The 23,732-nt window shown below is 38.1% G+C and carries 23 protein-coding genes; 14 read left to right on the top strand and 9 right to left on the bottom strand.

Annotated features, from left to right (window positions below; genetic code table 11):
* The first annotated feature begins 293 nt into the window (after positions 1-293).
* From AW17_RS18105 to AW17_RS18115, 3 genes are all read left to right on the top strand, one after another.
* Complete coding sequence (locus tag AW17_RS18105; protein ID WP_029278685.1) at positions 294-1,061, top strand: 5'-nucleotidase, lipoprotein e(P4) family; 768 nt, start codon at positions 294-296, stop codon at positions 1,059-1,061.
* Positions 1,062-1,118: 57 nt separating this feature from the next.
* Complete coding sequence (locus AW17_RS18110) at positions 1,119-1,337, top strand: hypothetical protein (protein WP_029278686.1); 219 nt, start codon at positions 1,119-1,121, stop codon at positions 1,335-1,337.
* A gap of 584 nt (positions 1,338-1,921) precedes the next feature.
* A complete protein-coding gene (locus AW17_RS18115; RefSeq protein WP_051691944.1) occupies positions 1,922-2,809 on the top strand; it encodes a DUF4349 domain-containing protein in 888 nt (295 codons plus the stop codon).
* A 179-nt stretch (positions 2,810-2,988) separates the two neighbouring features.
* Here AW17_RS18115 and ruvC read toward each other — a convergent pair whose 3' ends face one another.
* Positions 2,989-3,576 carry a crossover junction endodeoxyribonuclease RuvC gene (ruvC, locus tag AW17_RS18120; protein WP_029278688.1) on the bottom strand — a complete coding sequence of 196 codons (588 nt, stop codon included), beginning with the start codon at positions 3,574-3,576 and terminating at the stop codon, positions 2,989-2,991.
* Between the two features lie 41 nt (positions 3,577-3,617).
* On the opposite strand from ruvC, the gene AW17_RS18125 reads away from it, so the two are divergent.
* Genes AW17_RS18125 through AW17_RS18135 form a run of 3 tightly spaced genes read left to right on the top strand, consistent with a single transcriptional unit; the run spans position 3,618 to position 6,851 of the window.
* Positions 3,618-4,595 carry a lysylphosphatidylglycerol synthase transmembrane domain-containing protein gene (locus AW17_RS18125; protein ID WP_029278689.1) on the top strand — a complete coding sequence of 326 codons (978 nt, stop codon included), beginning with the start codon at positions 3,618-3,620 and terminating at the stop codon, positions 4,593-4,595.
* Entirely contained in the window at positions 4,573-5,709 is a 1,137-nt protein-coding gene (locus AW17_RS18130) for a glycosyltransferase family 2 protein (protein ID WP_083488760.1), read from the top strand. Before AW17_RS18125 ends, AW17_RS18130 begins: the two co-directional genes overlap by 23 nt.
* Entirely contained in the window at positions 5,709-6,851 is a 1,143-nt protein-coding gene (locus AW17_RS18135; RefSeq protein WP_029278691.1) for an ABC transporter permease, read from the top strand. The genes AW17_RS18130 and AW17_RS18135 overlap by 1 nt, the downstream gene beginning before the upstream one ends.
* A 77-nt stretch (positions 6,852-6,928) precedes the next feature.
* Here the strand turns inward: AW17_RS18135 and AW17_RS18140 are convergent, their stop codons facing one another.
* The 6 genes from AW17_RS18140 to pgi all read right to left on the bottom strand — a co-directional run bounded on the left by AW17_RS18140 (position 6,929) and on the right by pgi (position 14,564).
* Positions 6,929-7,876, bottom strand: coding sequence for a DUF5777 family beta-barrel protein (locus AW17_RS18140; protein WP_029278692.1), 948 nt, complete (start codon positions 7,874-7,876; stop codon positions 6,929-6,931).
* Between the two features lie 6 nt (positions 7,877-7,882).
* A complete protein-coding gene (locus tag AW17_RS18145) occupies positions 7,883-8,425 on the bottom strand; it encodes a YceI family protein (protein WP_029278693.1) in 543 nt (180 codons plus the stop codon).
* Between the two features lie 59 nt (positions 8,426-8,484).
* Complete coding sequence (locus AW17_RS18150; RefSeq protein WP_029278694.1) at positions 8,485-8,853, bottom strand: cytochrome c; 369 nt, start codon at positions 8,851-8,853, stop codon at positions 8,485-8,487.
* Between the two features lie 384 nt (positions 8,854-9,237).
* A complete protein-coding gene (locus tag AW17_RS18155) occupies positions 9,238-11,313 on the bottom strand; it encodes a M16 family metallopeptidase (protein ID WP_029278695.1) in 2,076 nt (691 codons plus the stop codon).
* Between the two features lie 33 nt (positions 11,314-11,346).
* Entirely contained in the window at positions 11,347-12,660 is a 1,314-nt protein-coding gene (locus tag AW17_RS18160) for a M16 family metallopeptidase (RefSeq protein WP_029278696.1), read from the bottom strand.
* 257 nt (positions 12,661-12,917) lie between these two features.
* A complete protein-coding gene (gene pgi / locus AW17_RS18165) occupies positions 12,918-14,564 on the bottom strand; it encodes a glucose-6-phosphate isomerase (RefSeq protein ID WP_029278697.1) in 1,647 nt (548 codons plus the stop codon).
* A gap of 155 nt (positions 14,565-14,719) precedes the next feature.
* On the opposite strand from pgi, the gene AW17_RS18170 reads away from it, so the two are divergent.
* The 6 genes from AW17_RS18170 (at position 14,720) to AW17_RS18195 (ending at position 19,888) form a co-directional block, all read left to right on the top strand.
* Entirely contained in the window at positions 14,720-15,229 is a 510-nt protein-coding gene (locus AW17_RS18170) for a hypothetical protein (RefSeq protein ID WP_029278698.1), read from the top strand.
* A 239-nt stretch (positions 15,230-15,468) separates the two neighbouring features.
* Positions 15,469-16,773, top strand: coding sequence for an amidohydrolase (locus tag AW17_RS18175; protein WP_029278699.1), 1,305 nt, complete (start codon positions 15,469-15,471; stop codon positions 16,771-16,773).
* Between the two features lie 241 nt (positions 16,774-17,014).
* Positions 17,015-18,089 (top strand): peptide chain release factor 2 gene (gene prfB, locus AW17_RS18180; protein WP_157280353.1). Its coding sequence is split into 2 segments (ribosomal slippage): positions 17,015-17,074 and positions 17,076-18,089, totalling 1,074 coding nucleotides; the frame shifts between segments, so codons are not numbered across the junction.
* A 10-nt stretch (positions 18,090-18,099) separates the two neighbouring features.
* Positions 18,100-19,014 (top strand): alpha/beta hydrolase, encoded by a 915-nt coding sequence (locus tag AW17_RS18185; RefSeq protein WP_029278701.1) that lies wholly within the window; start codon positions 18,100-18,102, stop codon positions 19,012-19,014.
* Between the two features lie 40 nt (positions 19,015-19,054).
* On the top strand, positions 19,055-19,438 hold the full coding sequence (locus AW17_RS18190; RefSeq protein WP_029278702.1) for a hypothetical protein: 384 nt from the start codon (positions 19,055-19,057) through the stop codon (positions 19,436-19,438).
* 24 nt (positions 19,439-19,462) lie between these two features.
* Complete coding sequence (locus AW17_RS18195; protein WP_029278703.1) at positions 19,463-19,888, top strand: hypothetical protein; 426 nt, start codon at positions 19,463-19,465, stop codon at positions 19,886-19,888.
* Positions 19,889-19,972: 84 nt separating this feature from the next.
* Here the strand turns inward: AW17_RS18195 and AW17_RS18200 are convergent, their stop codons facing one another.
* Positions 19,973-21,094 carry a glycoside hydrolase family 18 protein gene (locus AW17_RS18200; protein ID WP_083488762.1) on the bottom strand — a complete coding sequence of 374 codons (1,122 nt, stop codon included), beginning with the start codon at positions 21,092-21,094 and terminating at the stop codon, positions 19,973-19,975.
* A 14-nt stretch (positions 21,095-21,108) separates the two neighbouring features.
* Positions 21,109-21,972 carry a transglutaminase-like domain-containing protein gene (locus tag AW17_RS18205; RefSeq protein ID WP_029278705.1) on the bottom strand — a complete coding sequence of 288 codons (864 nt, stop codon included), beginning with the start codon at positions 21,970-21,972 and terminating at the stop codon, positions 21,109-21,111.
* A 44-nt stretch (positions 21,973-22,016) separates the two neighbouring features.
* Between AW17_RS18205 and AW17_RS18210 the strand changes: the two genes are divergently transcribed.
* On the top strand, positions 22,017-22,799 hold the full coding sequence (locus tag AW17_RS18210) for an O-methyltransferase (RefSeq protein ID WP_029278706.1): 783 nt from the start codon (positions 22,017-22,019) through the stop codon (positions 22,797-22,799).
* Between the two features lie 4 nt (positions 22,800-22,803).
* Positions 22,804-23,475, top strand: coding sequence for a DUF1345 domain-containing protein (locus AW17_RS18215; protein WP_029278707.1), 672 nt, complete (start codon positions 22,804-22,806; stop codon positions 23,473-23,475).
* Positions 23,476-23,732: the final 257 nt, after the last annotated feature.

Here is a 23,732-nt window from a genome sequence, read left to right on the forward strand (position 1 = left end):
TGTGGCGTTTTAATCAAGTTTTCTGTTAAGACGGTCGTCACCCTGAATTTATTTCAGGGTCTTTCACGCTAAAAAGATGCTGAAATAAATTCAGCAGGACGATAAAGCGGGATTAGGCGTAAATAAGATATAATTTTCAGCAAATAATTATCGAACTCAGGTTATAACTAAAAAGTTAATCGATTAAATTATTCACGATTTTTTACCCTGAATTTATTGAAACATGATTTAAATGATGTTTAATAAATGCTGCATCACAGGAGTTTAATATCTTTGAATCTTAATTCCAAATCATGAAAAAACACCTACTTATCGTGATATCGTTTCTGCTACCACTTGTTGCTGCAGCTCAAAATCCAGCGAGAGATTATACCAATGCGGTAATTTGGCAGCAAACTTCGGGCGAGTATAGAGCACTATGTTTTCAGGCTTATCACTTTGCCCGTTTATCATTAAAAGAAGCTTTATGGGCCGATACGAGTAAAAAGCCAAATTGTGTAATTGTTGATATAGACGAGACAGTTTTGGACAACTCGGCTTTTCAGGGACATGAAATTAAAAAAGGACTGAGTTACTTGCCTGCAGACTGGACCGAATGGACAAACCTGGCTAAAGCTGATACTGTTCCGGGTGCTTTGGCTTTTTTAAAGTTTGCTGCATCAAAGCATATCGAAACATTTTATGTGAGCAACCGCGATGAAAAGGATTATACCGCAACATTGAAAAACCTTCAAAGTTTTGGCTTTCCATATGCAGATGATGCGCATTTAGTGGTTTCGAAAGGAACATCAAATAAAGAACCGCGCCGCCAAAAAATTACTGAAACGCATAATATTCTCCTGTTATGTGGCGATAATTTAAGCGATTTCAGCAATATTTTTTATCGTGAAAATAAAAATACCTTTGAACAGGTAAACACAAACCAGCACCTATTTGGCACAAAGTATATCGTGTTGCCAAACCCAATGTACGGCGATTGGGAAAAGCCTTTGTATCAGGGAGAAAAACTTAGTGATAAGGATAAAGCGAAACAAAGATTAGAACGATTAAAAAGTTACTAAGTTTTATAATTATTCAGCAATAAGTATTACTTTTGCAGCATCATAAAAATAAACATTATGGAGAACAACGAATTAAAGCACAATACAGAAAGTATGAAAACGGCTAACCAGCCAGGAATTTATAAATTAATGATTTTTGGTGTACTGGTTTGCATGGTGGGTACTTACGCACGTTTCGCTTATGATTCGTGGCAAGTATCTTTGGCATCCTGGATTGTTTTGTTCATCGGTGCAATTATTGCCATTAAAGGTGTATTCAAAATATTAGACGCTTAAGCGTTCTACTATCAAAATATAAAGCCGGTTATGTTTATTCATGACCGGTTTTTTTGTTTATAGGCACAATCCATCAGATTTTAAGTCCTGCAGCCCTCATTGAGGCCATTAGAATAATATTACTTTCTTTTTTGAAAAGCAAATTCAGAAGCATTTAGGTTACAGCAGTCCCGCCATTTGCTTTAGCCCTGATGAAGAATCAGGGGCTATCGCGACTGTCGGGTTTAGGATAGAAAGGTCTGCCTAAGTAATTTAAACCTGACAGGAGCGGGCACCGAACGCAGAGAGGTAAAGCGGATGGCAGGGCTTTCGGAACCGATGTACACAGTAACCTGCTTTTCAAAAAAGACACACATTAAAGACGCTAGGCAAACCTCGAAGGTTTTCAAAACCTGCGAGGTTTATAATAACCAAAAAACCCTTCCAAACTCCCTTCTTACTAGGCTAAAATCAGTATTGGGTTACCTAAATACGATTATTGTATTAAGGGAAACACAGCGTTAAAAGCTAACCGAAACGCTGCACTTCTTATGGCCATTTGAAGCAAATATTTAAAATGATTATTTATTTAGAACCACACAATCATGAAAAGGAATATTATTGCTATAGCCATAATTTTGGCCTTATTTGGCTGTAACGCCGAAAAAAAAGATTACGCCAGTACTGACAAAGGAAGTATGGCAGATACTACTGCTACAGTAGAGTTGCCAGCCGAAAAAATTATTAAAACTGCTGATATGCGGTTTCGTGTGAAAGATGTTCAAAACACCAAAGAACAGCTTAGCAAAACCATTAAAGCCGAAGGAGGTACGGTGGCTGAGTTTTCTATTGAAAGCTCCATCCAGGAAACCGATAAGGTTAAACAATCTACTGATTCGTTAAAAGAAATTACTTCCTATCGTACCCAGGGTTATCTGGTGGCCAAGGTTCCATCGGAAAAGCTGGACGAATTTACCAATACCATCGCAAAAATTGCCGTCTTTGTAGATAACCAATCTATGAAAATGGACGATCAGAGTATCGCCTATTTATCCAATAAGCTAAAAGCACAGAATCGGGTCGATGCGATCGAAAAGATCAATAAAGTAGCCTCGAAAAAAAGCACCAATGTAGAATCTTCTCTTTACATCAAAGACGATTATGTAGACAGGAGAATTGAGAATATGCAAATCGATAGCCGTGTAAAATTCAGTACCATTACCCTTAATTTTTATCAGGATAATACCGTTAAAACGATGATTGTTGCCAATGACAATCTGTACGACTACCGCCCGGCATTTATTAACAGGCTTTGGTTGGGTATTGTAAATGGTTGGACAATTTTTAAAGAAATCATCATCGCAATTTCCAATTTATGGATGTTGATATTAGTAGGTATTGCAATCTTCTTCACTATAAAACATTTTATTCGTAAGAATAAATTAGCAATGGATGAAGCGACTAAAAATATGATTGATCAGGCTAGGCAGTAAGAATCTATTCCTTCAACTACGCTACCAATGACAGATTAAATAATCGATCGTCATTCCCGCGCAGGCGGGAATCTTAAAGTTTATAGCATTAGGATTCCCAATCAAGTTGGGAATGACGATACCTCGTGACCTATCATCGTTATTCGCTCTCCTTCGGTTGGTGATTCACCAACCGATATTTATTTCTTTGCTTTAACCACTAAACCTTTAACCTTGGTTTTGTTATCGCTTACAAAAGATTCCCAACCCGAATAGGTTTTGGATTTTCCTCCTGAGGTAATTTTTTGAAAAGAATGGCAAACGGCTACAGCCAAACCATCGGTGGCATCTAAAAACTCTGGCGTTTCTTTAAAATTTAACAAACGTTGCAACATGGCTGCCACCTGCTCTTTAGTGGCATTTCCGCTGCCTGTAATGGATTGTTTGATCTTACGTGGAGAATATTCCGTTATCGAGATATTTCTGGAGAGCGCAGCTGCAATGGCAATACCCTGCGCGCGGCCGAGTTTTAATAAAACCTGAATGTTTTTACCATAAAATGGTGCTTCGATGGCCAGAACATCTGGCTTGTACTGATCGATTAAAACCACTGTTTTTTCGAATATCCGCTGAAGCTTAAGAAAAGGATCATCCAAATGGGTCATCTTTACCACCCCTAAACTGATCAGTTCTGTTTTATTTCCCTTCTCTAAAATTACGCCATAACCCATCACCGCTGTGCCTGGATCAATGCCCATAATAACCCGTTCCTTTTTTTCGTTCAACATTACAGCAATATTAAGCATATTTGCAAACTAAAAAGATAATCTTGACAGGCAAGAACAAAAAAATATTATCAATCTTCATCAAAGCTGCAATCGTAATATTTGCTTTTTGGTTTATTTACCATAAGCTCGTTGCGAATAAAAATCTGCACGATTTTAGTGCATTATTAAAAAATATCCCTCAAACAGAAATTATTACGGTAATTGGTATCGTGGTGTTATTGATGTTTGTGAATTGGTTTTTGGAGGCGGGAAAATGGAAATACCTCATGAGCCACATCGAGCCTATCAGTTTTTATCGCGCTATCGAATCGGTATTTTGCGGATTAACACTGGCTATTTTTACCCCCAACAGGCTAGGGGAGTATGGAGGAAGGGTATTTTTCCTGTCACCCAAAAGAAGGATTGTGGGCATAGTGGCCATGAGTGTGGGCAGCATTGGTCAACTGGTATTAACGAATGTTTTTGGAGCCATTGCAGCTTGCTTTTTTGTTTATCGTTTTATCCCGATCGATCAGGTACTATTCATTGCAGTGGTATTTCTGGCGGTATTTTTCTGCCTGTTTTTCCTGATCTTCTACTTTAATATCCGATGGTTAAATGGGATTTTGCTCTCTATTAAATTCACGAGGAAGTACAAAAAGTTTTACAGCATTTTAGGCCGTTACCGAAAAAGAGAGTTATTCAAAATCATCACTTATTGTTTTGTCCGTTATCTGGTATTTAGCTCGCAATATTTCATTCTGTTTATCTGGTTGATACCAGGTTTGCATTATGCAGATATCATTATGATGACCTGTTTGCTCTTTTTGGTACAATCGGCATTACCTTCACTTGATCTTTTTGATGTGGGGATCAGGAGTGTTACCGCTGTTGAATTATTTAAACACGTAACTGATCAACATGTGGCTGTTATTGCATGTACTGCAAGTATTTGGCTCATAAATATTATAATTCCTGCTATCTTAGGCACTTATTTCGTTTTTAAACTCAATTTTTTTGGAAATCTTAAATCTAATTAGTCTAGTATCTGCTGCTTTAACCTTAATCTATGGTTTTTTAGTCCTTAATTTTATCAGAGGATGGCATAACCTGGTTTATTTTACGCCACAAAAGTCCGATCCTCAAACCAAAGTTTCTATTATTGTTGCTGCAAGGGATGAGGAAGCCAATATCACCAAAACCATTGATGACCTGGTTGCACAGCGATACCCTAAGGTTTTAACCGAAATTATTATTATCGATGACCATTCTACCGATCGTACGGCAGAAATTGTGTTAAGTTATGCAGACAGGAATGTGAAACTGATTAAGCTGAATGAAGATAGAGCCTTGAATTCATACAAAAAAAAGGCTATACAAACTGCAATAGGGACTTGTTCTGGCGATCTGATTATCACTACTGATGCCGATTGCAGGATGGGCGCAGATTGGCTGGCTACCATTGTAAACCTATATGAGCAGAAAAATTATAAAATGATCTCCTCTCCGGTAGCCTATTTTCAGGAGAAAAGTTTTTTTGAGCGCCTGCAATCGTTAGAATTTCTATACCTGATCGGTTTGGGGGCCTCTACTATTGGCAATAAGGAACCCTCTACCTGTAACGGGGCAAATTTAGCTTACGAGAAAACAACCTTTTATGAAGTTGGTGGCTTTCAAGGCATAGATGACCTGGCTTCAGGTGATGATGAGCTGCTGTTGCATAAAATTGCTGCCAAGTATCCTGATCAGATCGGTTTTCTCAAAAATAGAGAAGCCATTGTATATACGCATGCAAAAGAAACCTTGGACGCATTTATTCAGCAACGCAAACGTTGGGCTTCTAAAAGTACCCGTTATAAAAATAAGGCCATTATCGTATTAGGGGTTCTGATTTGGATCTTTAACCTCACTATTCTGGCAAACTTTATCACCGGGCTTTTTATTCCGGTTTTTTTGACCATCACATTTTATCAACTATTGGTTAAAATGATTTTAGAAACCTTATTTTTATGGGATGTAACCGGCTTTGCAAAAAGGCGCAGTTTACTCATTTTAATCCCGGTTTTAAATGTGCTGCATGTGCTTTATATAGTGTACATTGGCATTGCTGGAAACAGCGGAAAATACAATTGGAAAGGCAGAATGGTTAGATAATGGATAATAGCCCATCAAAAAAAGTATGGTTAAAGTTTAAACGGAATAAATTTGCCTTCGGCGGATTGGTCTTTATTTTACTTTTGATGGTAATGGGTATTTTGGGTTATTTAATTATGTCCGATGATTCTCCAAATGCGAACGTTCAGATTCTCCAGTTAAACAAAAAGAAACCCGGAAGTACATTTACGTTTTTAATTATCAGTAGGAGCCCGAAAGTAGAAAAGTTTAACTTTTTCGAAAGAATGTTTAACGGGCAAACACCAACTTTTAAAAGTATCCCGATTACTTCTTACAAGATAAAAGATAAAAATGTTTTTGTACAGGAATATATTGGTGATGATGAAAAAGCCAAGGAAACCAGGTACGACTTGAAAGATTTATGTCCAAGTTGTGTTTTGCCTTCAAAAATAGGGAGTCCGCAGGCACTTTTCGAAAAAAATAACATTTATAAAAAGACTTATATTTTAGGCACAGATATTTACGGACGTGATTTATTGAGCCGCTTGATTTTAGGTATTCGTGTTTCGCTATCAGTAGGTTTAATGGCCGTTCTCATATCTCTTTTTATTGGCGTGAGTTTGGGCGCCATTGCTGGCTATTTTGGTGGTCGCGTAGATGCAGCCATCAGTTGGTTTATGAACGTAGTTTGGTCACTGCCCTCGTTACTGTTGGTAATCGCCATATCATTCGCTTTAGGCAAGGGTTTTTGGCAGATTTTTATTGCGGTAGGCTTATCAACCTGGGTCGATGTAGCAAGGTTGGTACGCGGGCAGGTAATGGCTTTAAAAGAAGTCGAATTTGTAGAGGCCGCAAGAGCCTTGGGCTTTAGCACGAGCAGAACCATTATCAAACATATACTACCGAACATCGCGGGGCCAATTTTAGTTGTTGCCTCATCAAATTTTGCCTCAGCCATATTGCTGGAAACAGGGTTAAGCTTTTTAGGCTTTGGCGCCCAACCACCTATGCCAAGCTGGGGGAGCATGATTAAAGAACATTATGGTTATATCATTATGGATGCAGCCTACTTAGCTGTTTTGCCCGGTTTAGCCATTATGTTTACTGTTTATGCCTTTAATGTGCTGGCCATAGGCTTACGCGATGCATTTGATGTAAAAGGGCAGAATGTAACTGTTTAATCAATATCATAAAAAAGCAGTACCAATTACGATACTGCTTTATCCTTAAAAGCAAAACTTAATCGTTATAAGTTAGATTATTTTGCTTTCTTCTTATCAAAAGAAAATCTACGGGCAATACTAAAGCCCCAACGGTATTGTCCCTTAAGCCAAGAGGTATTGGTATCGGTAATAAATTGCGATTCCTGTATGGCCGTGGCATTAGTGAAATTAAGGTGGAAAATATGACCGCCAGTTTCAAACTCCAGTCCGGCACCAAGTGTCTTGTAATATTGTGTTCCCAAGGTGGTTTCGAGGTAGGCTTTTTTATCTTTATCTCTGAATGGAATGGTATAATCGGCAACAAAAGCCATCCGTTTAGTAATCTTAATACGCCCACCAACAGACAGTGCAAGCAAATCGTTCTGATCTCCAAAAACAGTAAAGTTGCGGTGTACGTACGATGGCATGACCAGCATCGAGAAGTTCGAATTAAATTTACGGGCAATTACCGCTTGCACCACATAGGTCAAACGATCTTGAAATTTACTGTAAGCATTCACCGCTGTCGGATCAGTTGAAGCTTTTACGGCTGCAATGGTTGTACTGCCAAACAATGTTACCGCTACGGGTACTTTTTCATCATCTGTTTGTTCCAGTAACCGATATTTTAAGTTTCCTTCGTACAACTGTGTTACAACTCCGGCGCCTTTTGCCCTGGCTAAGCCTACAGAAAGTTTATCGCTTATTCCATATTCAAAACCAATGCGGATGTCGGTAGATTGATCCAGACCGAAAAAGTTTTTAATTCCGCCACCAGATCCGGCAATGTCTCCAAACCGGTGATCTACCCTGAAATCCATCTCATTTTTGTAAATGGTTTCATTGGTTTGTATGTTAATGAGTTTGGTTGCTTTAAATGTGGCCTTTACATTCTTTTTTTCTACAGGCATCCGCAATGCATTTTCGAGCGAATCCTGTGCAGAAGCAACTATTGGTAAACAAAGGGCAAACAAGTATAAAAGTGATTTTAGATGATATTTCATAAGGTTTTATTTTTTAGGTTGATAAGTAGCCGTCATTTTTACCTGTATGGTTTCGGCAATTTGTTTGAAAACAATCGTTGGGATTTTGATGTCGTGATCAGCAAGCTTTACGTTAAAAGCTGAAGTGGCCTTTATTTCATCAGTTGTAATCACCAGTGAACCTTTGGCTTGATATTCTTTGCTAACCCCATGGATCTGTAGATTGCCTTTCACCGTGATCGGATAGGTTCCTGGTTTCGAAAAATCAATCTGTTCTATAATTTTTCCTTTAAAATCTGAAGTCGGATATTTGTCGCTTTCGATATAATTCTCGTTAAAATGTTCTTGCATCAGTTTTTTCTTAAACTGATAAGAAGTATTGTTGACCTTGAAAATGATATCGTTGGTTTTGATATTGAGAGCCGAAGCCCCTGTTTTGCTCTGTGCATCTATATCCTCTACAGGTGTCGAAGAAAAAAATGAAGAATTTACGCTTTTACTTACCCATATCTGTGCTTTTACGCCTGTGCATAAAAACAAGGCTATTAAGGTGAAAAATAGTCTTTGCATTGGTGTATTTATTTAAATTTTTAGTGGAACCATTTTGATTTAGCGTTAATTTTTATTGATTATTCTGGCATACCTTTATCAAACCATGCTTTTAACAGTGCCTTATCGCTCTCCGATATGGTATTATTGCCTTTAGGCATTGTTTTGGTGACAAATATGGCATTGTTTACACGCACCTCTTTTGCTGATGAAATGCCATTAAAAAGCCAGAAACCCTTCGCACCACCATTAGCACCATGGCAACCTCCACATTTGGTTTGAAACAATGCTCCGGTAAAATTAGTGTAAGTTACATTTGCTGTAGTTACAGTTGTTGGGCCAGTAGGTGGTGGAGTTTCAGGTTTTAATTCCTCTGCTTGTTTTTTAGAGCAGGCAAAAAGCAGGGCAGTAATTGCGGCTAATAAAAAGATTGAATTTTGTTTTTTCATAGGTATTTAGTTAAGATTAAAATTAGTGGTAGATTCATTTCTATCATCTCTGATTGTTGGGCAGTGCAATTGAAATTTTTGCGGCAATAGCCGTATTGTTTTTTGCTTTTATCGATAGGCATAACATAATCAGAAATGCCGCAAATATAATTGCGATAACTTGTTTTTTTGCAACCATATCCGAATTTTTTAAGATTTATGTTTTGTTTATTTGAAAAGTATCGCTGTTTTTGTAATAACCATAGGTTTTTAAATAATTTCTATTGAAATCTTAGTCGTTACGTGCACTTTTTGCAATTGGTTGCCTGCAATAAAAAAAAATACAAAAAAAATCCGTCCCGATTTTAAATCGGGACGGATTTCGAGATAAATTGTATCTAAAACCTAATTAAAATCTTCGGCTTTTAATGGAGGATTAATTTTAATGTCTTTAATTACAACTGAAAACTCCTGAGAACCTTGTGGGGTTGCCGCCGATTGAGTTAAGGTAAACGGAAATAATACATCGCCTACTTTTTTGTAGTTTGAATATTCTGTAGACTGGCTAATTTCAGCTCCACCTTTGGTCGTGGTACTTTCATCTTTTAAAAGTAAACCCGATTTGGTATCGTAGTATTCAGTTTTCTTTTTGCCCGATGGCGAAGTGATATTTAATTTAAAAGCGTCAGCAGTACCTACCTTTGCAGTTCCGGCTGCTTCAATTTTCGTTCCATCAGTTGCGTAGTAAATTTGACTACCGTAACCTTTATCATCTTTCTTTTCAGCCAGGTCATCGCCAGTTAATTCTGCTTTTTGGCCCATTTGCATCGAATACCCTGTTTTGCCATTGTAAACCTGTTTCACCATAGTTTGGCCTCCCATAGAAATTTCCATGCTACTTAAGTTAGGCGCCATGTTTTTAAGGGTAACCATAAGTTTTTGACCTTGTGCATCCATTTCACCATTTTGCTGTAATGAAGTAATTTTTTTAATGGCTTCTTCACCGCCAATGGCCTTAATGTAGTTTTTGATAATTTCTACAGGTGCAGCTGTTGGTACAGCAGTTTCGGTTGCTTTAACCGAATTTGCATAGTTATCGTAAGCTTGTGGTTTAAAACCTGCTTTAGTTAAGCCTGCTGCAAATGCGTCAGTTTTGCCTACAATAACAATACGCGTATTATCGTGGTTAAAGTATTTTTTAGTTACCCTTAAAATATCGTCAGTAGTTACCGCATTAATCTTTTGTAAATAAGTGCGGTAAAAATCTTTAGGTAAGTTATTAATTAAGATATTGCTCGCAAAACCTGCAGTACGTGCCGGGTTTTCTAAGCCTAATGCAAACGATCCGTTGAAAAGATTTTTAGCGTTCTGTAATTCATCAGCGGTTACTTTTGTAGTACGGATCGTGTTAATTTCTCTTAAAAATTCTACCACTGCACTGTCAACTTTTTCATTTCTAACAGCTGCATTGGCCGAAAATTTAGATTGGAAACGACCTGAACCTGTGCTGGAATATGCACCATAAGTAAAGCCATGTTTCTCGCGGAGGTTATCAAATAATCTCGATTCAGAGCCACCACCTAAAATCTGGTTTGCCAATAAAATCGGGAAATAATCTGGGCTGCTCATTGGCAGGTCGATTAAGTTCACCACTGTAATTTCAGATTGAACAGCATTGCTCACATTAATGATGTCAACTTCTGTTTTGGCAGGATTAGCAACTTTAGTCAGTACTGGTAAAGTTAAGGCAGTTCCTTTCCAATCGCCAAAGGCTTTCTCTGCCAAAGTTTTGGCTGCTTCTGGTTTAATATCACCTACAAAGGTTAAATAACCTCTGGATGGGGTAATGTATTTCTTATAAGCTGCTTTTACATCGTCTAAAGTAATGCCTGTAATAGAAGCCTCGGTTTCAAACTCTCCATAAGGATGGTTTTTGCCATAAGCCAATGCATTTACCACACGTGCTGAAATGGCTTTTGCACTTTTTTCGTTAGATTTTAATCCAGTAATGGTTTGCGATTTTAGTTTTTCGAAAGATTCTGCAGGGAAAGCAGGTTTACGGATACTCTCTGCCATTAAAGCAAATGCCTCAGGAAAATAACGGGTTAAAGCCGAAACATTACCACCATATGCCCCTGCATTTACATCAGCACCTAACTGATCTACCGATTCGTCAAATTGTGCTTTTGTTTTAGTTGTGGTTCCTTCGTTCAGCATACTGCCCATCAAGCCTACTACGCCTGCTTTAGCACCTTCAGTAATGGGACCTGCATCGATACTATAACTTGCTGCTACTTTTGGTAGTTTATGGTTTTCTACCACCAAAACAGTGATGCCGTTCGCTAATTTATAAATCACGGGATCGCCAACGGTAATAATGGGTGCCGGACCTGGTTTTGGTTTGTGGCTTCGATCTATTGTTTGTGCTGAAATACCTTGAGCCAATAAGGAAACTGCAGCTATAATGAATAATTTCTTCATGTTTTTAATAATTAAAATGAAAAAGCGATCAGCTTATTTCTTAGGTAAGTAATACAATACAACTCTTTGGTTTTTGTTCAGGTATTTTTTAGCAACGTCTCTGATCTCCTCGCGGGTGATTGATCTGATTACCTCTAATTCCTTGTTGATATCGTTTGTATCCTTATCATGGAAAGTGTAACCATCGGCCAGGTTTTCGGCAACACCCAACATTTTACTGTTTGCACTTACGTAGTTGTTTTCGAATTTATTCTGCAGTTTTTTATAATCACTTTCGCTAATCAAATCGGTTTGAAGACGTAAAACTTCTTCATCAATATCTTTTAATAAATCATTAAGTGGTGTATTCTTATTGGGTAATGCCAGGGTGATATAAGCCCCATAATCTTCAAGCGAATAGTTAAAAGCAGCAACCTGCAGGGCTGTTTTCTTTTGATCGACCATTTTAGTACTTAATCTCGAGCTTCCACCTTCTGATAAAATAGAGCTGATCATACCTAAAACCTTGCTTTCTCTGCTCTTCATGCCAGGTACACGGTAAGCCGCGAAGATGGCCGGGATCTGAATGTTGGCATCATAAGCAGTATCGATAATTTCTTTGGTAATTTCTGGTAATTTGAATTCTTGACGAACAATTGGTGCACCTTTAGGTACTTCGGCAAAGTATGATTTTACCAAAGCTTTAGTCTTCTCTATATCTAAATCGCCGGCAATGGTTAAAACCGCATTGTTAGGCACATAATACTTTTTAAAGAAAGCAATAAACTCGCTCAATTTTGCGGCATCTAAGTGCTCCATTGAACCAATTGGCTGCCAACGGTAAGGATGGCCATCAAACAAATGACCGAAAATTTTCTCTGTAAATTTTCCGTAAGGTGAGTTGTCTATGCGTAAACGTTTTTCTTCTTTTACTACTTCATTTTGTGTTTTTACTCCACTTTCGTTAATTACCGGATGTAACATTCTTTCGCTTTCCAGCCATAAACCCAGTTCTAATTGGTTTGATGGAAAAAGTTCATAATAAAAAGTACGGTCTTGGGAAGTATTGGCATTGTTCTGTCCGCCGTTACTACTCACTAATTTCATAAATTCACCTTTTTTGATGTTATCCGAACCTTCGAATAATAAGTGTTCGAAAAAGTGAGCAAAACCTGTACGCTGGGTTTCTTCATTTTTAGAGCCAACATGATACATTACCGAAACGGCAACTACTGGAGCAGTTTTGTCTTGGTGTAGAATGACATGGAGGCCATTGTCAAGGTCAAATTCCGTAAACTGTACTTTTTGGGCAGAAGCACTTAAGCACAGACCGGAAATGGCCAAAGCAAAAAGAATTCTTTTTTTCATAAGTTTATAATTGTTTTTTAATGGTTATGAAGCAATCATTAGCATGTTTTTTTGTTATGATGAATAGCATGCTAATGATGGTTTCATTGATAGTTTGTTTTTAAATGATTAGAAATAATCAAAGGCGAAAGCGAGCAACTATTTCATTAATAAGTTAATTTGGATTTTTCACTAGCGTGAAGAATAATAAGGATGACCTAAATTATGGATTTAAAACAAAAAAAGCGAGTATTTACACTCGCTTTTTTTAATATATTTTATCTCCAGGCCTTGTACTGGTTAATTAAGCCGTTGGTAGAGCTATCGTGGCTCGAAACTTTTTCGCTGCCCTCCAGCTCTGGAAGAATTTTTTTGGCCAATTGCTTGCCAAGTTCTACTCCCCACTGGTCGAAACTAAAGATGTTCCAGATAATTCCCTGAACAAATATTTTATGTTCGTAAATGGCAACTAAACTGCCTAAAGTATATGGCGTTACTTTTTTCAATAAGATAGAGTTTGTTGGGCGATTGCCTTCAAATACTTTAAACGGTGCAATTTTTTCAATTTCTGACGCTGATTTGCCTTCTTTCTTTAACTCAGCGGTTACTTCTTCTTCGGTTTTACCGTTCATTAAAGCTTCTGTTTGTGCAAAGAAGTTTGATAGTAAAATTGGATGATGATCGCCTAGTGGATTTAAGCTCTGTGCCGGAGCAATAAAATCGGCAGGGATAATTCTGGTACCCTGATGAATTAACTGATAAAAGGCATGCTGGCCATTTGTTCCGGGCTCACCCCAGATAATCGGTCCGGTTTCATAATCAACCTCATTACCGTTCCTATCTACGTGTTTACCATTGCTCTCCATATCTCCCTGTTGGAAATAAGCAGCAAAACGGTGCATATATTGGTCGTAAGGTAAAATAACCTGTGTTTCTGCATTGTAGAAATTGATATACCAAACGCCTAACAAACCTAAAATTACAGGCAGGTTGCTTTCAAAATCGGCAGTTTTAAAGTGGTTGTCAGTTGCGTGAGCTCCAGCTAACAATTGTTTAAAATTATCGAAGCCTATACTTAGTGAGATGGATAAACCGATAGCGCTCCATAAAGAATAACGACCACCAACCCAATCCCAAAACTCGAACATGTTCTCTGTATCGATGCCAAAAGCAGAAACGTCTTTAGCGTTGGTAGATAATGCGGCAAAGTGTTTGGCAATATCACTTTCTTTTCCGCCTTTATCCAAAAACCAAGAGCGTGCAGAGTGTGCATTCGTCATGGTTTCTTGTGTAGTAAAAGTTTTTGATGCGACTAAGAATAATGTTGTCTCGGCATTTAAATCTGCTAATGTTTCTGCGATGTGTGTACCATCAATATTCGAAACAAAGTGAATGTTTAAATGGTTTTTATAATGTTTTAGTGCCTCGGTAACCATCACAGGGCCTAAGTCTGACCCACCGATACCAATATTAACCACATCAGTAATGGCCTTGCCTGTATAACCTTTCCATTCGCCGCTAATGATGCTGTTGCTAAATTTCTCCATTTTAGCCAATACTGCATTTACTTCGGGCATCACATCTTTACCATCAACTAAAATTGGCGTATTGCTTAAATTACGTAAGGCAATATGAAGTACCGACCGGTCTTCCGTTTCATTAATTTTATCGCCGTTGTACATCGATTTTATAGCTTCATCCAATTTACACTCTCGCGCCAATTGAATCAATAGTGCTAATGTTTCATCGCTGATGCGGTTCTTGCTATAATCTAGCAGAATATCCTCAAAAAAAACAGAAAACTTATTGAAACGATCTGCATCCTCAGCAAAAAGATCTTTAATGCTTTTTTGATTAATATCTATAAAATGATCGGCTAAATACTTGTAGGCCTCAGTTTCTGTGAAATTTACTTTAGGTAACATAATCTTTGTTTTTTGTAAAAGTAATAAAGCAAAAATTTAAAATGGTCTTTTTAATGTTCTAAATGAATAAGAATTTTTAATGTCGATTAAACACATTAACTTTAGTACACCATCCCTGTTAGTTCATTAATTATTTTAACCTTTAATTCTATGTTATGTTAGAAAATTTAAATAATATGGTGCGTGAAAACGTCCAGGAAAGTGTTGTAAACAACACTGCCATTCCGAACGAACAAAATGAAGCTGTAATCCAGGCTGCATCGGGTTCTATCTTCGATACGCTGAAAGACCAGGTATCATCAGGTAATATTGGTGCATTAACCGATATATTTAACGGTAATAAAGCAGAAGGTACCCAGATTGCTGAGCAGGCGTCGGGGAATTTTATGGATAAATTAAGTGGCTTGGGCATTAATGCCGATACAGCGAAATCTTTGGCAGCAAGCATTATTCCGGGCCTGATTGCCAAGTTTACCCAAAAAACAAACGACCCGAACGATAGCTCTTTTAACATTAAAGATGTTTTGGGAAGTTTGGGCGGTGATGATGGTAAATTTGAGGTAAGTGATGTAATCGGAATGTTTAATGGTGGTGGGCAGGCGCAGCAGCCCGGCCAAGCGGGAGGTGGCGGCATTATGGATAAGCTGAAGGGGATGTTTAATTAAGCATTTACTGATTTTTAGGATTCATTTCCTTCAGATCTACCTGTAAAAATATATACTTGAGAAGAGTTGTCAACTTTTAATAGCAAACCTGCCATTAAAGTTGACAACCCTAAAGTCCATTCTGTAAACCTTTGCTTCGATGTCTACAGAAATACTGTTGTTAGCTGTTCAGGTAAGAACAAATTCCATCTCTCCCCAAAATTGTTTAGCTTAGGGCTCCTAAACTAAATCATTCATTTATGAAGAAAGTATTCTTGATCAGTTTTTCGCTACTTACATTAAATTCTTTCGCCCAAAAATCAGATTTAAGACCAGTGGTTTCGAAAAAAGCCGATGCCATCGAACAAAAGGTAATTACCTGGAGGCGCGATTTTCATGAACATCCTGAATTGGGAAATACTGAAGTAAGAACAGCTGGCATTATTGCAAAACATTTAGAATCTTTAGGTATACAAGTAAAAACAGGTGTAGCCAAAACAGGCGTAGTTGGCGTGCTAAAAGGAGGTAAACCCGGACCAGTTGTGGCTTTACGTGCCGATATGGACGGCTTGCCGGTTACCGAGCAGGTAGATGTTCCATTTGCATCAAAGGTAAAAACGCAGTATAACGGACAAGAGGTTGGCGTAATGCATGCCTGTGGACATGATAGTCATGTGGCTATTTTAATGGGCGTAGCAGAAGTGCTGGCTTCTATGCAAAAAGATATTCAAGGGACGGTGAAATTTATATTTCAACCCGCTGAAGAAGGTGTGCCTGCAGGAGATGAAGGTGGGGCTGCATTAATGATTAAGGAGGGCGTACTCGAAAACCCTAAAGTTGATGTGATTTTCGGTTTACACATCAATTCTCAAACCGAAGTTGGCGATGTAACTTACCGTCCGGGTGGAACAATGGCAGCAGTAAACGATATGAAGATTACCGTTACCGGCCGCCAGGCACATGGGGCTTACCCATGGAGCAGTATCGATCCGGTGGTGGTTTCGGCCCAGATTATCAATAGCCTGCAAACCATAGTAAGTAGGAATTTAAATGTGACCGAAAACCCAGGTGTAGTTACCATTGGTGCTATTAATGGCGGTGTACGGTCGAATATTATTCCCGAAAAGGTAGAAATGTTAGGTACAGTACGCAACTTTAGTAAGGAAGATGAGGCCATGTTTATCGAAAGGATTAAAACCATCGTAACCAAAACGGCCGAGGCAGGTGGCGCAACAGCTGAAGTCAAAATCCCTTATAGCAACCATTATCCGGTTACTTTTAATAATATTGCGCTAACCGAAAAGATGTTGCCAAGCATGGAATCGACGGCAGGTAAAGATCACGTGAAATTAAAACCACCAGTTACAGGCGCAGAAGATTTCTCCTTCTTTCAGGAAAAAGTACCAGGTTTATTTGTGTTTTTAGGAGGGATGCCAAAAGGTAAAGATCCTTTAAAAGCAGCATCGCACCACACACCGGATTTTTATCTTGATGAAAGCGGTTTTGTTTTAGGGGTTAAATTACTCTCTAACCTTACTTTAGATTATATGTCGATGAAGAAATAAGGGTTCACACGGGTTCATTAGCCATTAGTTCATTTGTACTCATTGTAATTTATACTTCCCCGTTTTTGAAGAAAGAAAAACTTAATATTCTTAACTCCTTAATGGTAAATGTTCATCAAACTATTATAATTATCTGTTAAAGATTTGCTTCGAAGAGCCTTTGGATTCTTCATTGCATTCAGAATGACAACAATATCTGGCTGCCAAAAAAAGGGAGATTAAAAGTTACTATATTTGTTTCATGACCAAAGAAAATATTCAGGATTTAAGGGACAGAGTAACGTCGCTGAGGAGGTATCTTTGACGTTGATGAGCTACTTTACGCCATCCGCGAAGAAGAAAAATTAACAATGGCGCCCGATTTCTGGGACGACCCTAAAAAAGCAGAAAAAATTCTTGCCGAAATCAGTTCAAAGAAAAAATGGACAGATGGCTTTAACCAAACCAACAACGCAGTTGAAGATACTGTGGTGATGTTTGAGTTTTTTCAATCTGGCGATGCTTCAGAAGCTGAGCTGAAAGATCAGTTCGAGATTAGTAAAACCGCAGTAGAAGAACTGGAACTTAAAAATATGCTCCGGAGTAAAGAAGACCAACTTTCTGCCGTTTTACAGATTACTGCCGGAGCTGGTGGAACTGAAAGCTGTGATTGGGCTTATATGCTGATGCGCATGTATATGATGTGGGGAGAAAAGAACGGTTATAAAATTACCGAACAGGATAGCCAGGAAGGGGAGGTTGCCGGTATAAAATCGGTAACGCTTCAATTTGATGGCGATTTCTCATACGGTTATCTGAAAGGCGAAAATGGCGTGCACCGCCTGGTTCGGATTTCTCCATTCGATTCGAATGCCCGTAGGCATACATCTTTCGCTTCTGTTTATGTTTATCCCCTGGTTGACGATACCATACAGATTGATATTAATCCTGCTGATATAGAATTCGAAACATTTAGGGCTGGTGGAGCAGGCGGACAAAACGTAAACAAAGTTGAAACAGCTGTACGTTTATACCACAAACCTTCAGGCATTATTATTAAAAACCAGGAGTCGCGATCGCAGTTGCAGAATAAAGAGAATGCCATCCGTTTATTAAAATCTCAATTATATGAAATTGAGGAACGAAAACGTAACGAAGCAATTGCTGCGGTAGAGGGATCGAAAAAGAAAATAGAATGGGGCTCGCAGATCAGAAGTTACGTGCTGGATGACAGGAGGGTAAAAGATCACCGGACCAATTATCAAACCTCAAATCCTGATGCGGTTTTAAATGGCGATATTAACGGGTTTTTAAAAGCATATTTAATGGAATTTTAATCTAAAACAAATGGCAAAATCATCCATCCTTATTATGTTATTGTTTATGGCAGTTAACTATTCGAATGCCCAAGAAGTTGTACCGTTATATTCAGGTGAAATTCCGGGCGCTAAAACTATACCTGCTGATTATGTAGAAAATACTGAGGTACGTGCAAATGGTACCTTGAGTGTTACCAAAGTATCGGTGCCTACATTTACGGTTTTCGAAGCACCTAAAAATATCGCTAAAGGAGCTGCCGTAATCATTTGTCCGGGTGGAGGTTATGGCGCTTTGGCATTTAGCCATGAAGGAACCGATGTAGCCAAAAGATTTAATGCGATTGGAGTTACCGCTTTTGTATTGAAGTACCGGTTACCGAGCGATCAGATTATGGTTGATAAAACTTATGGTCCATTGCAGGATGCACAGCAGGCCATTTACCTGATTAGGAAAAACGCAAAAAAATATGGAATCAAAGCCAATAAGATCGGGATTATGGGTTTTTCAGCCGGGGGGCATTTTGCCTCAACTTTGGTTGCCCATTATAACGATCTTAAGATTTCCGATCCGGAAAAGATAGATCTTAGGCCAAATTTCGCTGCATTAATTTATCCTGTAATCAGTTTTGAAGAATCTGTACACACTGGTACGATGAAGAATTTATTGGGTCCAAATCCTACTGATAGTTTAAAACATTATTTCTCAGCCAATAAAAATGTAACCAGGAAAACACCTCCAACTTTTTTTGTGCATGCTAAAGATGATAAAACTGTTCCTTTCGAAAATAGTGTTTTAATGAACGAAGCGTTAAAGCAGAATAAGGTAGATACCGATATTTATCTGTACGAGAAAGGTGGTCACGGTTTTGGTTTAATCAACAGGACTTCGGATGTAGATTGGTTTAACTTGTTGGCTGACTGGATGAAAAAAGAGAAATTTTAATATCTTTGCCGATATTTTAACCTCTTAACCGGAAATTTTAATGCATAAAACAATTAAATATGTTATGGTAGCTTTTGTTGCTATCATATCAATAGCAAGTTGTAAAAAAGAAATTAATGGGAACGCCAAGTTCGACCCTAATGGGAATGGCTGTAAACTAGCTAGTTTAAAGGCCGATCTTGATATTTTAGGCACTTACGCACTTGCCTTTACTTACGACGCTTCTGGTAGGATTTCGAAAGCAACCACTACCGACGGTCAGACGAGTAATTATGTTTATATGGCAAATAAAATTACCGCTACCGATGGGGATGGGAATGTGTCTGAAATCGTTTTGGAAAATGGAAGGGCAATATCGAGTGGAAGTGATGGTGTTATTAGTGGAGGTGGGGTTAGTTATAGTTATACCAGAAAATACTCCTAAAATGCAGATGGCTATTTAATTCAGGTGAAAAATTATTTAAACGGAGAATTAAATACAACTGATAACTTAACTTATGCTAACGGCAATTTAGTAAAAGCAGTTTCAGTTGATGCGCACCTTGGCTACACAGAAACCACTACCTATGTATATTCAACAGAAAATGCGGTAAACACATACGAGATTGCGGATCCACTTTCTTATCATGTTGATTATTTTCCTGGTGGATATTTTGGGAAACAATCTAAAAATGTATTACTTAAAGGCACGGCAAAAACGGTAGACGGCGATCCTTTTACTGATGCTGTTTATACCTTCGGCTATCAATACGATGGAAAAGGAAACGCTACATCGGTATCGTTTTCGGTGCTTTCTACTTTTTATCCAAGTAGTGGACCAGTTCAAACGGATACTTACGATGTAAAATATAGCTTAAACTATACTTGTAAATAAAATACACGAAAACATAATCGAAGGCCCGATTTTAAATCATGGTCAGACCTTCTTTGTAACCTTGTTACCGAAATAATTTAACGCTTAAATTCCGTTTATCGTTTTATCGATCACATCCAGTAAACCATTGCTATAAGCATCATCTGTTAATTCCCAGAACATAATGCCATTTAATTTTTGATCGATAACATATTTGGTTTTTAATGAAATTGATTTAGGATCATCAAAAGTAGCGAGGTATTTTGTTTGTGGATTATAATAATATGGTGCTTTGGCTGTCTCATCCCAATAATAGGTATAGCCATTTTCAGCAGTAAACTGTTTGGTGAAGTTTTTAAAAGAAACGCCTCTTAAAAATTTTGTTGGTTGATATAAACCCTGGTTTGCATCAATAGTGTTTTCGAAAATACGGGCGTAAAATGCTGCTCCTAATGCAATTTTTTGTGCGGGTACACCTAAATCTATTAAAGCTTTTACAGCGTAATCGCCTGATAAAGACTGTTGAGCCGTAGCATACAACGGGGTATGGTGGCCGCTTTGTGTCGCATATCCGCTTACCAGATCGTAGCTCATTACATTAACCCGGTTTACCAAAGGCATTACCTTATCCCATTCGAAACAAGAATCGATGCAGTTTTTTGTACCGCCTGCAGCAAAGCTAATTTCGGCCTTTTTACCTAGTTTTTTACGGAGTTCTTTAATCAGTAAAGTGAAATTATGTTTATCATCAACTGTATATCTATGTCCAGGAAAGCCAACTACTACAGGGTACTCCCAGTCAATGTCTATCCCGTCGGCATGGAAAAAATCAAGTATTTCTTTAGTTGTTTTGGCAAATGTTTTTCGTCCCTCAGCCCTGCTGAATACCTCCGAACAATCTTTGCAGGCACTCCAGCCACCCATAGCAACCATTACCTTTAAATCGGGGTTTTGTTGTTTTAAAGTTACCATTTTAGTAATCAAGGCTGAATCCTTCGCTGAGCTAATGTTAAAACTATCGCCCTTCAAATGACCGAAACTATAAATCAAATGACTCAGTTTTTCGATCGGAAAGCTATCTATTACTGAATTTTGTCCGGTGTAATAGGCAATAACGTTTGGTTTAATTGTTTTTTGGGCTTTTGATTGGATACTCAAAAATGATAAGGAGATGATGGCTGTAATGCAGAACAATATAGTAGGGGCAGTAAGCTTTCTTTTGTGCATAGGATCTAGGTAAACTATTTTTCGGCAATAATATCTTGAAGTTCGTTCAATTCGGCAACTTTATCGGTAGCCCCCACATTTTCATAAGCCGAAATCAGGTTTCTGATTACTCGGCGGATAATATCCGTATTGCTGCAAGGCCTATAATATTCGGGCAGCGCCTCTAAATTGAGCTGGCGAAGAAACTGATCAACATCATGTTTGCCGAAGATATTACCGCGGTTAAAAGCATTGATGTAGAAAAGCACACCATATTCAGTTCCTTGCTGTTTGCTATCGTCTATATAACCTAAAATAAAGTGCTGTGGCAAGTTTATTCCATACACAGGCAGGTCTAATTTCTGTGCGAGGGTAGAATAGATAATGGCTAGCGAAATCTGGTTGCCTTTTTTGCTTTCCAGAACCTGGTTTAAATAAGAATTTTGTGGATCGTGGTGATTTTTGGTATTGCCACCAAAACCATATTGTTGATATAAAACGTGATTGATCAGTTTTACTTTTTCAACCGAGCTCATTTCATATTGAAGGCCCAACCAGATATCTCTTTTAATTTCTTCCATCTGGTTAATTACCTTTTGCTCGTCTAAATCAGGGTATTGGTACCGGTTAATAATTAATGCGCCCTGCAATAAATCAAAAGCACCGCTTAAATACCATAAGCTTAAATCTTCTTTAACCGTTTTAAACTGGATCTGATGAACAATATTTTCAATTCGCTCCTGCAACAAGCCATCAAAAGACTGTTCCCAGGCATTTTCTAAAAAATGTACTACTTCGCCGCCATATTCAAGCAGTTTCTTCTCTACATGATGGAAAACTTCCTCGTCAGGATCATCCAACAATTTTACTAAAGCACTTATCTCTGCGTTATTTTCCATAAAACATACCTACGTTTGCAGTGTTTAATTACTTTTGCAATATTATGCTATTTCAATTTATTACAGATTACCTTAAACACCGTTTAACAGCAAAAAGCCGACATGGAACGCACTCACCATTCGTATACAAGCTCGCTGATGAGGTAATTTACGATTTTACCGACAAATCTGAATACAAAAACATAGAAGAACAACGAAAAAAACTTTTTAATGACGATTCGATAATCACTGTTACAGACCTTGGTGCGGGTTCTCACCTCAATAAGAACCGTACAAAAAAGGTAAGTCAGATTGCGAAGAATGCGTTGAAAAGTCCGCGCTTGGCCAAACTGATTTACCGGTTGGCGAAAAATACAAATCCTAAAAGTGCTATAGAATTAGGCACTTGCCTTGGCATTACAACGGCTTATCTGGCCACAACAAGTGCCGAGACAGAAGTAATTACCATAGAAGGCTGTTCGCAAACGGCAGAGGTGGCGAAGAAAAATTTCGATGATCTAAATTTAGAGAATATCGAGCTTCATGTGGGCAATTTTGATTTGATCTTACCCGATATTATTGCCAAACAACCCAGTTTGGATTTCGTTTACATTGACGGTAACCACCGCAAGGATGCTACCCTGAATTATTTTAACTGGTGTTTGCCTAAAATTAATGAAGATTCACTGTTGATTTTTGACGATATTTATTGGAGCGAAGGCATGAAAGAAGCCTGGGCTGAAATTAAAAACCATCCTGATGTTACTGTAACTGTCGATTTGTTCTGGATCGGCTTGGTTTACTTTAAAAAAGGACAGGCAAAAGAACACTTTAAGCTTAAATTTTAAGAAAATGGAAATCGAACCGAAATTAGAAGGTATCCAAAAACGGTCAGCACTGTTTATTTTGTTGATTAGTCTGTTTTTAGGGATTGCTTTTTATTTGGTTTCGCTTTTTTTTAAAATGAGTGTACTTACACACATCATGTTCGGCTGGGATGTATTTTGTTTAATCCTGATTACGCTGCACTGGTACATGTTTTTTCATACTTCTGTGGCCGAAACACATCTTAAAGCTAAAATGCAGGATGAAACCCGGGGCGAAATTTTTGCCATTGTGTTGGTTTCTACCTTTACTGGTCTGCTTGCCGTAATTTTGTTGCTGATTAATAAAGATATTGATCCACTCGATTTAGTGGTAGCCATAACAGGTATGTTTTTATCGTGGTTTTTGGTACATACTACTTTTAGTATGCGTTATGCACACCTTTATTATGGCGACGATAAGAAAGGGCATTCAAATAAAAAAGGAGCAGGACTTGAATTTCCTGGAGCTGATGAACCTGATTTTATCGATTTCGCCTATTTTTCTTTCGTATTGGGCATGACTTTCCAGGTTTCTGATGTAGAAATTTCAGATCGGAAGATCAGAAGGCTTTCTCTTTTACACAGTTTAATCGCCTTTATCTTTAATACCGTAATTGTGGCGTTAACCATTAATGCATTGGCAGGGTTAAGCAAATAAGTTATAGTTAAGGCTTTGGAAAACTTACGAAGTTTAGGAAGGCCTAAGCGAGGGCAAACTTCGTAAGTTTGGCCTGGTGTGGGCGACGTTATAACCTGAGTTCGATAATTATTTGCTGAAAATTATATCTTATTTACGCCTAATCCCGCTTTATCGTCCTGCTGAATTTATTTCAGCATCTTTTTAGCGTGAAAGACCCTGAAATAAATTCAGGGTGACGACCGTCTTAACAGAAAACTTGATTAAAACGCCACAAA

The organism is Pedobacter borealis DSM 19626, assembly GCF_000708285.2.
In the GTDB taxonomy this organism is placed as follows: Bacteria; Bacteroidota; Bacteroidia; order Sphingobacteriales; family Sphingobacteriaceae; genus Pedobacter; species Pedobacter borealis.

What these genes read in the sequence shown, in the direction of transcription:
- AW17_RS18105 (WP_029278685.1), top strand. Translation starts at nt 294, where the DNA reads ATGAAAAAACACCTACTTATCGTGATATCGTTTCTGCTACCACTTGTT.
- AW17_RS18110 (WP_029278686.1), top strand. Translation starts at nt 1,119, where the DNA reads ATGGAGAACAACGAATTAAAGCACAATACAGAAAGTATGAAAACGGCT.
- AW17_RS18115 (WP_051691944.1), top strand. Translation starts at nt 1,922, where the DNA reads ATGAAAAGGAATATTATTGCTATAGCCATAATTTTGGCCTTATTTGGC.
- ruvC (WP_029278688.1), bottom strand. Translation starts at nt 3,576, where the DNA reads ATGTTGAACGAAAAAAAGGAACGGGTTATTATGGGCATTGATCCAGGC.
- AW17_RS18135 (WP_029278691.1), top strand. Translation starts at nt 5,709, where the DNA reads ATGGATAATAGCCCATCAAAAAAAGTATGGTTAAAGTTTAAACGGAAT.
- AW17_RS18140 (WP_029278692.1), bottom strand. Translation starts at nt 7,876, where the DNA reads ATGAAATATCATCTAAAATCACTTTTATACTTGTTTGCCCTTTGTTTA.
- AW17_RS18145 (WP_029278693.1), bottom strand. Translation starts at nt 8,425, where the DNA reads ATGCAAAGACTATTTTTCACCTTAATAGCCTTGTTTTTATGCACAGGC.
- AW17_RS18150 (WP_029278694.1), bottom strand. Translation starts at nt 8,853, where the DNA reads ATGAAAAAACAAAATTCAATCTTTTTATTAGCCGCAATTACTGCCCTG.
- AW17_RS18155 (WP_029278695.1), bottom strand. Translation starts at nt 11,313, where the DNA reads ATGAAGAAATTATTCATTATAGCTGCAGTTTCCTTATTGGCTCAAGGT.
- AW17_RS18160 (WP_029278696.1), bottom strand. Translation starts at nt 12,660, where the DNA reads ATGAAAAAAAGAATTCTTTTTGCTTTGGCCATTTCCGGTCTGTGCTTA.
- pgi (WP_029278697.1), bottom strand. Translation starts at nt 14,564, where the DNA reads ATGTTACCTAAAGTAAATTTCACAGAAACTGAGGCCTACAAGTATTTA.
- AW17_RS18170 (WP_029278698.1), top strand. Translation starts at nt 14,720, where the DNA reads ATGTTAGAAAATTTAAATAATATGGTGCGTGAAAACGTCCAGGAAAGT.
- AW17_RS18175 (WP_029278699.1), top strand. Translation starts at nt 15,469, where the DNA reads ATGAAGAAAGTATTCTTGATCAGTTTTTCGCTACTTACATTAAATTCT.
- AW17_RS18185 (WP_029278701.1), top strand. Translation starts at nt 18,100, where the DNA reads ATGGCAAAATCATCCATCCTTATTATGTTATTGTTTATGGCAGTTAAC.
- AW17_RS18190 (WP_029278702.1), top strand. Translation starts at nt 19,055, where the DNA reads ATGCATAAAACAATTAAATATGTTATGGTAGCTTTTGTTGCTATCATA.
- AW17_RS18200 (WP_083488762.1), bottom strand. Translation starts at nt 21,094, where the DNA reads ATGCACAAAAGAAAGCTTACTGCCCCTACTATATTGTTCTGCATTACA.
- AW17_RS18205 (WP_029278705.1), bottom strand. Translation starts at nt 21,972, where the DNA reads ATGGAAAATAACGCAGAGATAAGTGCTTTAGTAAAATTGTTGGATGAT.
- AW17_RS18210 (WP_029278706.1), top strand. Translation starts at nt 22,017, where the DNA reads ATGCTATTTCAATTTATTACAGATTACCTTAAACACCGTTTAACAGCA.
- AW17_RS18215 (WP_029278707.1), top strand. Translation starts at nt 22,804, where the DNA reads ATGGAAATCGAACCGAAATTAGAAGGTATCCAAAAACGGTCAGCACTG.